This window comes from bacterium (assembly GCA_030654305.1).
Lineage (GTDB): Bacteria > Krumholzibacteriota > Krumholzibacteriia > LZORAL124-64-63 > LZORAL124-64-63 > PNOJ01.
The window spans coordinates 1-10,127 of sequence record JAURXS010000292.1 but is presented as its reverse complement, the minus strand read 5'-3'; the positions used below and the strand labels follow the sequence as shown (position 1 = coordinate 10,127).

Below are 10,127 nucleotides of genomic sequence, written 5' to 3'. Positions count from 1 at the left end.
GCTGACCCTGGCCGACCTCGCGGCGCGGGAGCGCCTGCCCGAGCCGCCGGTCGCCAAGCTGCTGGCTCGCTTGCGGCGGGGCGACGTGGTCGTGGCCGCCCGCGGGCGGCACGGCGGTTACGAGCTGGCGCGTCCCGCGGCGGGCATCAGCGTGGCGGCCGTGCTGAAGGCGCTCGGCCGCCCGCTGCTGGAGGGCGGCGACTGCACGCCGGCCCGGCCGAACGACCCCCGCTGCCCCCACCTCGGGGACTGCGGCGTGCGCTCGGTGTGGCGGCACCTCGAGGCGAGGGTCTCGCACGTGTTGGAAGAGACCAGCATGGCGGATCTGTGCCGCACCGAACAACAGGTGTCGCGCCAGATGACCGCGCTGTGGCCCGGAATATCGGAACACCCGGACGCCGGGAGCGGGATCGCATCCCCGCCGACGGCGCTGGCCGCCTGCGCGGCCGAGAGGAGCTGACGACGATGAGCAGCAACGGCGACGCGGTCTTTTCCTGCCGCGGCCTGCGGGTCTCCGTGGGGGACAAGGAGATCGTCAAGGGCGTGGACCTCGAGGTCCGCGCCGGCGAGAAGCACGCCCTGATGGGGCCGAACGGTTCAGGCAAGTCCACGCTGGCGTCCGCCCTGATGGGCCACCCCGGCTACCGGGTCGAGGGCGAGATCTACCTGGGCGGCGAGCGGGTCGACCACCTGCCGCCGCACGAGCGGGCCCGGCGCGGCATGTTCCTGGGCTTCCAGTACCCCGTCGCGGTGCCCGGGGTGTCGGTGGCGAACTTCCTGCGCGCGGCCGTTTCGGCCCGCCAAGGCGCCGACGTGCCGGTGCGCGAGTTCCGCCGGCAGATGCAGGCGGCCTTCGCCGAGCTGCAGGTGCCGAAGGACTTCGTGTCCCGCTACCTGAACGACGGTTTCAGCGGCGGCGAGAAGAAGCGGCTGGAGATCCTGCAGATGCTCATGCTGACGCCGGTCTTCGCCCTGCTGGACGAGACCGACTCCGGCCTGGACATCGACGCCCTGAAGGTCGTCGCCGAGGGCGTCAACAAGGCGGCCGGCCCCGCGACCGGCGTGCTGATGGTCACGCACTACCAGCGCATCCTGAACTACATGAAGCCCGACCGGGTGCACGTCTTCATGGACGGGCGCATTGTGCGCGCCGGCGGGCCGGAGCTGGCCCACGAGCTGGAGGCCCGCGGCTACGACTGGATCGCCCGGGAAGTCGGCCTGGAGCCCGCGGCCGCCGCCGCCGAGGGGGGGCGCACGTGAACGTCGACACCCGGCACGGCCTCGACGGCATCAACCAGGACTACGCCGAGCGCTACGGCTTCCACGACCCCGAGGACTACTTCCTCAAGGCGCCGAAGGGGATCAGCCACGAGCTGGTGGAGATGATCTCGCGCAAGAAGAACGAGCCGCAGTGGATGAGCGACCTCCGCCACCAGGCGCTCGACATCTTCAGGGCGAAGCCGATGCCGACGTGGGGCGACACCGCCATGCTCGGCGAGATCGACTTCGACAACATCCACTACTACATCAAGCCCAAGGGCGAGCAGACCTCCGACTGGAACGAGGTGCCGGAGCAGATCAAGAAGACCTTCGACCGCCTGGGCATCCCCGAAGCCGAGCGCAAGTTCCTGGCCGGGGTCACCGCGCAGTACGAGAGCGAGGTCGTCTACCACTCGATCCGCGCCGACCTCGAGAAGCTGGGCGTGCTCTTCATGGACATGGACTCGGGCCTGCGCGAGCACCCCGAGATCGTCCGCCGGTACTTCGGCACCGTGATCCCGACGCGGGACAACAAGTTCTCCGCGCTGAACACCGCCGCCTGGTCGGGCGGGTCGTTCATCTACGTGCCCAAGGGCGTCAAGGTGGACGTGCCGCTGCAGGCCTACTTCCGCATCAACGCCGAGAACATGGGCCAGTTCGAGCGCACCCTGATCATCGCCGACGAGGGCTCGAGCGTGCACTACATCGAGGGCTGCACCGCGCCGACCTACTCGTCGGACTCGCTGCACTCGGCCGTGGTGGAGCTGATCGCCATGAAGGGCGCCCGCATCCGCTACACGACCATCCAGAACTGGTCGACCAACGTCTTCAACCTGGTGACCAAGCGGGCCCACGCCCACGAGGACGCCGTGGTGGAGTGGGTCGACGGGAACCTGGGCAGCAAGCTGACCATGAAGTACCCGGCCATCGTGCTCAAGGGCGAGCGGGCCCACGGCGAAGTGCTGTCGATCGCCTTCGCCGGCCGCGGCCAGCACCAGGACGCCGGGGCCAAGATGATCCACGCGGCGCCCAACACCACGTCGCGCATCGTGAGCAAGAGCATCAGCAAGGACGACGGCCGCTCGTCGTACCGCGGCCTGGTGAAGATCGCCAAGGGCGCCCACGGCTGCCGCACGAGCGTCGAGTGCGACGCCTTGCTCATCGGCGAGCGCGCCCGCTCGGACACCTACCCGACCATGGACATCGCCGAGAGCGACGTCAGCGTGGAGCACGAGGCCCGCGTCTCGAAGGTGGGCGAGGAGCAGCTCTTCTACCTGCAGTGCCGCGGCCTGGACCCGGACAAGGCGCGGCTGATGATCGTCAACGGCTTCATCGAGCCCTTCGTCAAGGAGCTGCCGATGGAGTACGCGGTCGAGCTGAACCGGCTCATCGAGCTGGAGATGGAGGGATCCGTTGGCTGACGCCGAACACCGCGAAGCCCCGGCCGGCCGCCGGCCGGCGTTGACCGGGGACGACCTCGCCGCCCTCTCGGGCCTGACGGGGGAGAGCCCCGCCCTCTGTGCGCTCCGCCGCGCCGCGGCGGGCCGCTACGCCGCCGTCGCGGACCCGGACCGCGTGACGCACCTGTGGCGCTTCACCGATCCGGCGCACCTGCTGCCGGAGGCCGTGCAGCCGTCGCCGTCCGGCGCCCCGCACGCCGCGCCCCACGCGCTGGGCGCCGCCGCCCGGGTGCTGATGGTCGCCGGCCTGCGCCCGCTGATCGCGACCGACCTGAAGGCGCTGGCCGCCGGGCTGGTCGTCAAGCCCCTGGCCGAGGCCGAGGAGGAGCTGGCGGCGCTGTCCGACCGCGAGCGCGCCGACTCCGACCATACCGGCGCCGCCACCGGAGACATCGACGACGATGAGGGCCTCTTCCAGGCGCTCAACGGCGCGGCCTGGAACACCGGCCTCTACGTGGGCGTGCCGCCCGGAGCGGTCCTGGCCGATCCCGTGCACGTGGTGATCGACGCGACCGGCGGTCCGACGCTGCCGCGCCTGGTGGTGGACCTCGGCGAGGGGGCGCAGGCCGTCGTCGTCGAGGAGCACACCGGCGGCGACGCCGGCTCGCGCGTCGTCGCCTCGAGCGAGCTGCACGCCGCCGCCGGCGCCCGCCTGCGCCACGTCCTGGTCCAGACCTGGGGCGAGGGCGTCCGTGGGCACCTGACCGCCCGCGCGCGGGCCGGTCGCGACGCCGACGTGCTGACCGTCTTCGCCTCCTTCGGCGGCGAGCGCAGCAAGGTCGAGCTGGCGACCGACCTGGCGGGCGAGGGCGCGCGCAGCGAGATGATCGGCGTGGTCATGGGCGCCGGCCGCCAGCGCTTCGACCACCACACGCGCCACCGCCACCTGGCGGGGCGCACCTGGAGCAACATCGACTTCAAGGCCGTCGCCGACGGGTCGGCCCGCAGCAGCTACACCGGCCTGATCCGCATCGAGCAGGACGCGCGCGGCAGCGAGGCCTACCAGGAGAACCGCAACCTCCTGCTGTCCGCCGGCAGCCGCGCCGACTCGATCCCGGAGCTGGAGATCCTCAACGAGGACGTCGGCTGCAGCCACGGCGCCACCGTGTCGCCCGTCGACCCCGCGCAGGTCTTCTACCTGCAGAGCCGCGGGCTGGACCCCGACGAGGCGCTGCGCCTGATCGTGCGCGGCTTCCTCGAGAAGACCCTCGCCCGGCTGCCCGAGGACCTGCGCGAGCGGCTGGAGGCCCTGGTGGGGACGCGGCTGGCCGCCCTGCAGGGGAGGTCGTCGTGACCCCCCGCGATCAGGCCCTGAACGCCCCGGCCGGCGTCGAGCCCTGCGCCGGCCAGCGAGACGGCTGCGAGCGCTGCGGCGGCCTGGCCCGCGAGCGCTTCCCGATCCTGCGCCGCGCGGTGCACGGCCTGCCGCTGGTCTACCTGGACAGCGCCGCGACCTCGCAGAAGCCCGAGCAGGTCATCGCCGCCGAGGCCCGCTACTACCGCGAGCACAACGCCAACGTCCACCGCGGCATGCACGCGCTGGCGGCCGAGGCCACCGACCTCTACGAGCAGTGCCGCCGCCGCGTCGGCCGCTTCCTGGGCGTGTCTCGCCCCGAGCAGGTCGTCACGCTGCGCGGCGCGACCGCGGCCCTGAACCTCGCGGCCGGCGGCCTGGCGCACCGGCTGCGCCCGGGCGACGAGATCCTCGTCACCGGCATGGAGCACCACGCCAACCTCGTGCCCTGGATCGCGCTGGCCCGGCGTGAGGGCCTCGTGGTGCGCCACCTCCCGGTCACCGACGGCGGCGAGCTGGACCTCGGGCGCCTGCCCGATCTGCTGACCGACCGCACGCGGGTGGTGGCGTTGACCCACGTTTCGAACGTGCTGGGGACGATCAACCCGGTGGCCGAGATCGCCGCGGCCGCCCACCGCCGCGGCGCGCTGGTCGTGGTGGACGCGGCCCAGTCGGTCGGGCACCTGCCGGTGAGCTTCGCCGCGCTGGGTGCCGACCTGCTGGCCTTCTCCGCGCACAAGTGTTACGGCCCGATGGGGCTGGGCTTCCTGGTCGGGACGCCCGAGGCGCTCGCGCAGCTGGAACCGGTGGAGTTCGGTGGCGAGATGATCGAGACCGTGACGATGGACGCCGCCACCTGGGCCGCGGTGCCCCTGCGCTTCGAGGCGGGCACGCCCCACGTCGCGGCGACGGCCGCCTTCCCGGCGGCCCTGGACCTGATCGAGGAGTACACGGTCGAGCGCCTGCGCACGCACGAGATTTCGCTGACCGGCTACGCCTGGGAGCGCCTGTCGGCGCTGGGCGGGCTGACCCTGCACGGACCGGCCGATCCCGCGGCGCGCGGCGGCCTGATCAGCTTCCACGACCCGCAGCTCCACGCCCACGACCTGGCGCAACTGCTGGACGCCCGCGGCGTCGCGGTGCGCGCCGGCCACCACTGCGCCCAGCCGCTGCACCGGCGCCTGGGGGTCGCGGCCACGGCGCGCGCCTCGTTCGGGCTCTACAATTCCCACGACGACGTCGACGCCCTCATCGAGGGCATCCGCTACGCGAGGAGCGTGTTCGGGACATGAGCACGGGCATGGACGATCTCTACCGCGAGGTGATCCTCGACCACCACCGCCGCCCGCGCGGCTCGTCGGCGCTCGCGCATCCGGACGCGGAGGCCGCCGGCAAGAACCCGTCCTGCGGCGACGAGCTGACCCTGCAACTCGCCTGCGACGGCGACCGCATCCGCGAGGCCAGCGTCGTCACCCGCGGCTGCGCCATCGCCACGGCCAGCGGCTCGATCCTCGCCGAGCTGGTCGTCGGCCGCACCCTGGACGAGGCCCGCCGCCTGGCGGACGCGTTCCGCGCGGTGCTGCACGACCCCGAGGGCGAGCTGCCCGACGATCTTGCGCCGGGGGACCTCGACGCGCTGATCGGCGTGCGGCAGTTCCCGATGCGCGTCAAGTGCGCCGTGCTGCCCTGGATCACGCTGACCGAAGCCGTCGTCGCCCGCCACGAGGGCCGCGTCGCGGCCGAGACCACCACGGAGGCCTGAGATGAGCCTGCCCCTGCCCACGCCCGACGCCGTCGTCGAGGCCCTGCGCCCGGTCATGGACCCCGAGCTGAACCTGTCCATCGTGGATCTGGGGCTGCTGCGCGGCGTGCAGGTCGAGGACGAGACGGGCGATGTCACCATCGAGCTGACCCTGACCAGCCCCATGTGCCCGCTGGGCCCGCAGATCGTGGCCGCCACGCGCGACGCCGGCCTCACGGTGCCCGGGGTGCGCAACTGCCAGGTCGACCTGGTCTGGAGCCCGCCCTGGGACCCGCGCGCCGACGCCACCGAGGACGTCAAGGCCGAGCTGGGGATCTGGGACTAGCGGCTCACTCCCGCCATTTCGTCACGAACACGTTCGTCTCGCCCGGCGCCCCCTGGTGCCGGTTGCTGCAGAAGACGAACGTCCCGCCGTCGGGCGCCCACATCGGGAAGCCGTCGAACCCCTCCGCGTAGGTGACCCGCTCCAGGCCGCCGCCGTCGTCGCCGACCAGCCACAGGTCGAACTCGCGGCCGCGCGGCTCGGGGTAGTTGCTGCTGAAGATGATGCGCTTGCCGTCGGGGTGGAAGAAGGGGCCGAACGAGGCGCTCTTGAGGTCGGTGACCTGCCGCTGGTCGGTGCCGTCGGCGTTCATGACCCAGATCTCCATGAGCGAGGGGCGCACCTTGTCCTGCGCCAGCAGGGCGCGGTAGTCGTCGAGCGCGGGGCCGGGCTCGGGGTGCAGGCAGCGGTAGCAGATCCGCTTCCCGTCGGGGGAGAAGAAGGCGCCGCCGTCGTAGCCGGGGGTCGTGGTCAGGCGGCGCACGTCGCCGCCGTCGAGGTCCATGGTGTAGATGTCCAGGTCGCCGTCGCGCACCGAGGTGAAGACGATGCGCGAGCCGTCCGGCGAGATCGTGGCCTCGGCGTCGTAGCCGGGGGTGTCGGTCAGGCGGACCACGTCGCCGCCGTCGAGGTCCTGCTTCACGATGTCGTAGTCGCCGAAGACGCCCCACACGTAGCCCTGGCTCATGTCCGGCGGCGTGGGGCAGCCGGGGCCGGCCAGATCCGTGGTGGCGTAGATGATCGAACGGCCGTCGGCGGTGAAGTAGGCGCAGGTGGTGCGGCCTTCGCCCGAGGACAGCAGTTCGGGGTTCCCGCCCCCGGCCGGCATGATCATGATCTGGTCGCAGGCGTGAGGCGGCCGCGTGGTCTGGAAGACCAGCCGCCGCGAATCGTAGCTGAAGTAGGCCTCCGCGTTCTCGCCCCCGTCGGTCAGCATGGTCAGCAGCGAGAAGTGCCGCTCGCGCGGGTCGGGCAGGTGCACCCTGGGCAGGGGACCCGCGGCGATGGCGGTCGCGGACGACAGCAGGAGCGCCGCGAGCTGGATGGCGGCGAGGGATCGGGCGGCGGTCAGGCCGAAGGGGCGCATCGGGTCCTCCTGGGGGCGCGACGGGTTACAGGACTTTTCCTGTCGCAATCTAGCACGGGTCGTCGTCGGCACCAAGCCCCGCCGCGGAGCTCGGCGACGGCTGTCGGGGTGGCGGTGCGTGGGTCCAGGACTATTCTGATCCTCATTGTGGCTGCCATGGCTCCGAACCGTCCCGACAGGAGGGCGACATGATCGTCGGCGTTCCCAGGGAGACCGCGCCGCGCGAGCGCCGCGTGGCGCTGGTGCCGGCTGCGGTGCAGGCGCTGGTCAAGGCCGGCCTCGAGGTGGTCGTCGAGAGGGGCGCCGGCGACGCGTCGGGCTATCCCGACGCCGATTACGTCGCCAAAGGGGCCCGGCTCGTCGCGCGCGACGAGGTGTTCGCCGCGGCCGACGTCCTGCTGCAGGTCCGGGGTCCCGGGGCCGCCCCCGACGGCGGCGCGGCCGACCTGGCGCGGATCCGGTCCGGCCAGACGCTGATCGGGATGCACGACCCGCTGGGCGACCCCGGCACGGTCGCCCGGCTGGCGGAGCGCGGCGTGACCGCCTTCGCGCTGGAGCTGGTGCCGCGCATCACGCGCGCCCAGAGCATGGACGTGCTGTCGTCGATGGCGACCCTGGCCGGCTACCAAGCCGTGCTCGAGGCCGCCGCCCGCCTGCCCCGGCTGTTCCCGATGCTGATGACGGCCGCCGGCACCCTGGCTCCGGCCAAGGTCTTCGTGGTGGGCGTCGGCGTGGCGGGCCTGCAGGCCATCGCCACGGCCAAGCGGCTCGGCGCGGTCGTCGAAGCCTACGACGTGCGGCCGGCGGTGCGCGACCAGGTCCAGAGCGTCGGCGCCAAGTTCGTGGAATTCGAGCTGGAGACCGCGGGCGCCGAGGACAAGGGCGGTTACGCGAAGGAGCAGAGCGCGGAGTTCCTGCGCCGCCAGCAGGAGCAGATGCAGGCCGTGGTTGCGCGCAACGACGTGGTGATCACGACCGCCGCGATCCCGGGGAAGAAGGCGCCGGTGCTGGTGACCGCGGCGATGGTCGCGGCCATGGCGCCGGGCTCGGTCGTCGTCGACCTCGCCGCCGAGCGCGGCGGCAACTGCGAGCTGACGCGGGCCGACGAGACGGTCGTCGCCCACGGCGTCACCATCCTCGGCGACACCGACCTCGTCTCGCGCAAGCCCTTCCACGCCAGCCAGATGTACGCCAAGAACGTGGAGACCTTCCTGAAGTCCCTGCTCAGGGACGGCGCGCTCGCGATCGACCTCGCGGACGAGGTCACGGCCGGCACCCTGCTGTGCCGCGGCGGCGCGGTCGTCCATCCCCGGATCCGCGAGCTGCTCGGCACGGGCGGCGCGGAAGGAGGCCAGGCCTGATGGACGCGCTCGTCGCTGCGATCACCGTCTTCGTGCTCGCGATCTTCGTCGGCTTCGAGATCATCACCAAGATCCCGCCGACCCTGCACACGCCGCTGATGTCCGGATCGAACGCGATTTCGGGCATCACCCTGATCGGGGCGGTCATCTCCACGCGTGCCGACAACGACGCGCTGGCCACCGTCCTGGCCGTCGCGGCCGTGGCCTTCGCCATGATCAACGTCGTCGGCGGCTACCTGGTCACCCATCGCATGCTGGGCATGTTCAAGAGGAAGGGGTAGGGCGTGAACACCTTCCTGATCGAGGCGGGCTGGGTGAACCTGGCCTACGTCGTGGCCTCGGTGATGTTCGTCCTGGGGCTCAAGGGCATGGCCCACCCCCGCACCGCGGTGCGCGGCAACCTGATCAGCGCCTGGGGCATGCTGCTGGCGGTGGTCGTCACGCTGCTGGCCGAGGGCCTGTCCTACACGTGGATCATCGTCGGCTCGCTGATCGGCGCGCTGGTGGGCGCCGTGACGGCGTTGCGGGTCAAGATGACCCAGATGCCGGAGATGGTCGCCCTGTTCAACGGCTTCGGCGGACTGGCCTCGGTCCTGGTGGCCGGCACGGCGTTCATGATCACGCGGGATCCGGACGTGCGGATGACCGTCTCGACCGGCCTGTCGGGCCTGATCGGTGCGGTGACCTTCACCGGTTCGCTGGTCGCCTGGGGCAAGCTCGCCGGGGTGATCCCCGGCCGGCAGCTCGGCTTCCGCGGCATGAAGGCCTTCAACGCGCTGCTGGGCCTGGGCGTGCTGGGTTGCGTGGCCTGGCTGACCGCCGACCCGTCGTCCACGGCCGCCTACTGGATCATCGTGCCCGCGTCCTTCGTGCTGGGGGTCACGCTGACGATCCCCATCGGCGGCGCCGACATGCCCGTGGTGATCGCGCTGCTGAACTCCTACTCCGGCATCGCGGCGGCCGCCACGGGCTTCGTGCTGATGAACAACGTGCTGATCATCGCCGGCTCGCTGGTGGGCGCCTCGGGCATCATCCTGTCGCAGATCATGTGCAAGGCCATGAACCGCTCGCTGTCCCACGTGCTGTTCGGTTCGCTCGGGCCGGGTGCGGACGGACCCAGCGCCGACCAGGTTTACGGCGGCAAGGTCAAGGCCGCCGGGCCCGAGGAGGTGGCCATGCTCTTCGATACCGCCCGGCGCGTGCTCATCGTGCCCGGCTACGGCCTGGCCGTCTCGCAGGCCCAGCACGTCGTGCGCGACCTGGCCAACCTGCTGGAGGCGCGTGGCATCACCGTCGAGTTCGGGATCCATCCCGTCGCCGGCCGCATGCCCGGGCACATGAACGTCCTGCTGGCCGAGGCCGACATCCCCTACGACAAACTCAAAGAGATGGACGAGGTCAACTCCGGGATGTCGCAGGTCGACGTCTGCCTGGTCGTCGGCGCCAACGACGTGATCAACCCGTCGGCCCGCACCGACCCGACCAGCCCCATCGCCGGCATGCCGATCATCGATGCGGACAAGGCCCAGACCGTGGTCGTGGTCAAGCGCTCGCTGAGCCCCGGGTTCGCGGGGATCCCGA

The 10,127-nt window shown here is 71.9% G+C and carries 11 protein-coding genes; 10 read left to right on the top strand and 1 reads right to left on the bottom strand.

What is annotated here, in order from left to right; translation table 11 throughout:
* The 7 genes from Q7W29_08365 to Q7W29_08335 all read left to right on the top strand — a co-directional run.
* Positions 1–460 (top strand): Rrf2 family transcriptional regulator (locus Q7W29_08365; protein ID MDO9171831.1); only part of this gene is annotated, 460 nt, incomplete at its 5' end.
* A gap of 5 nt (positions 461–465) precedes the next feature.
* Entirely contained in the window at positions 466–1,260 is a 795-nt protein-coding gene (gene sufC / locus Q7W29_08360) for a Fe-S cluster assembly ATPase SufC (GenBank protein ID MDO9171830.1), read from the top strand.
* Complete coding sequence (gene sufB / locus Q7W29_08355; GenBank protein ID MDO9171829.1) at positions 1,257–2,681, top strand: Fe-S cluster assembly protein SufB; 1,425 nt, start codon at positions 1,257–1,259, stop codon at positions 2,679–2,681. Before sufC ends, sufB begins: the two co-directional genes overlap by 4 nt.
* Positions 2,674–4,014, top strand: a complete 1,341-nt coding sequence (gene sufD, locus Q7W29_08350) for a Fe-S cluster assembly protein SufD (GenBank protein MDO9171828.1) — start codon at positions 2,674–2,676, stop codon at positions 4,012–4,014. Before sufB ends, sufD begins: the two co-directional genes overlap by 8 nt.
* An 83-nt stretch (positions 4,015–4,097) precedes the next feature.
* The gene (locus Q7W29_08345) at positions 4,098–5,306 is read left to right on the top strand and encodes a SufS family cysteine desulfurase (protein MDO9171827.1); all 1,209 of its coding nucleotides are present in this window, start codon (positions 4,098–4,100) and stop codon (positions 5,304–5,306) included.
* Positions 5,303–5,776, top strand: a complete 474-nt coding sequence (locus Q7W29_08340) for an SUF system NifU family Fe-S cluster assembly protein (GenBank protein MDO9171826.1) — start codon at positions 5,303–5,305, stop codon at positions 5,774–5,776. The genes Q7W29_08345 and Q7W29_08340 overlap by 4 nt, the downstream gene beginning before the upstream one ends.
* A 1-nt stretch (position 5,777) precedes the next feature.
* On the top strand, positions 5,778–6,101 hold the full coding sequence (locus Q7W29_08335; GenBank protein ID MDO9171825.1) for a metal-sulfur cluster assembly factor: 324 nt from the start codon (positions 5,778–5,780) through the stop codon (positions 6,099–6,101).
* A gap of 4 nt (positions 6,102–6,105) precedes the next feature.
* Here the strand turns inward: Q7W29_08335 and Q7W29_08330 are convergent, their stop codons facing one another.
* A complete protein-coding gene (locus tag Q7W29_08330) occupies positions 6,106–7,185 on the bottom strand; it encodes a hypothetical protein (protein MDO9171824.1) in 1,080 nt (359 codons plus the stop codon).
* A 188-nt stretch (positions 7,186–7,373) separates the two neighbouring features.
* Between Q7W29_08330 and Q7W29_08325 the strand changes: the two genes are divergently transcribed.
* The 3 genes from Q7W29_08325 to Q7W29_08315 form a co-directional block, all read left to right on the top strand.
* Entirely contained in the window at positions 7,374–8,546 is a 1,173-nt protein-coding gene (locus Q7W29_08325; protein MDO9171823.1) for a Re/Si-specific NAD(P)(+) transhydrogenase subunit alpha, read from the top strand.
* Positions 8,546–8,827 carry an NAD(P) transhydrogenase subunit alpha gene (locus Q7W29_08320; protein ID MDO9171822.1) on the top strand — a complete coding sequence of 94 codons (282 nt, stop codon included), beginning with the start codon at positions 8,546–8,548 and terminating at the stop codon, positions 8,825–8,827. The genes Q7W29_08325 and Q7W29_08320 overlap by 1 nt, the downstream gene beginning before the upstream one ends.
* Before the next feature lie 18 nt (positions 8,828–8,845).
* Positions 8,846–10,127 (top strand): NAD(P)(+) transhydrogenase (Re/Si-specific) subunit beta (locus tag Q7W29_08315; protein ID MDO9171821.1); only part of this gene is annotated, 1,282 nt, incomplete at its 3' end.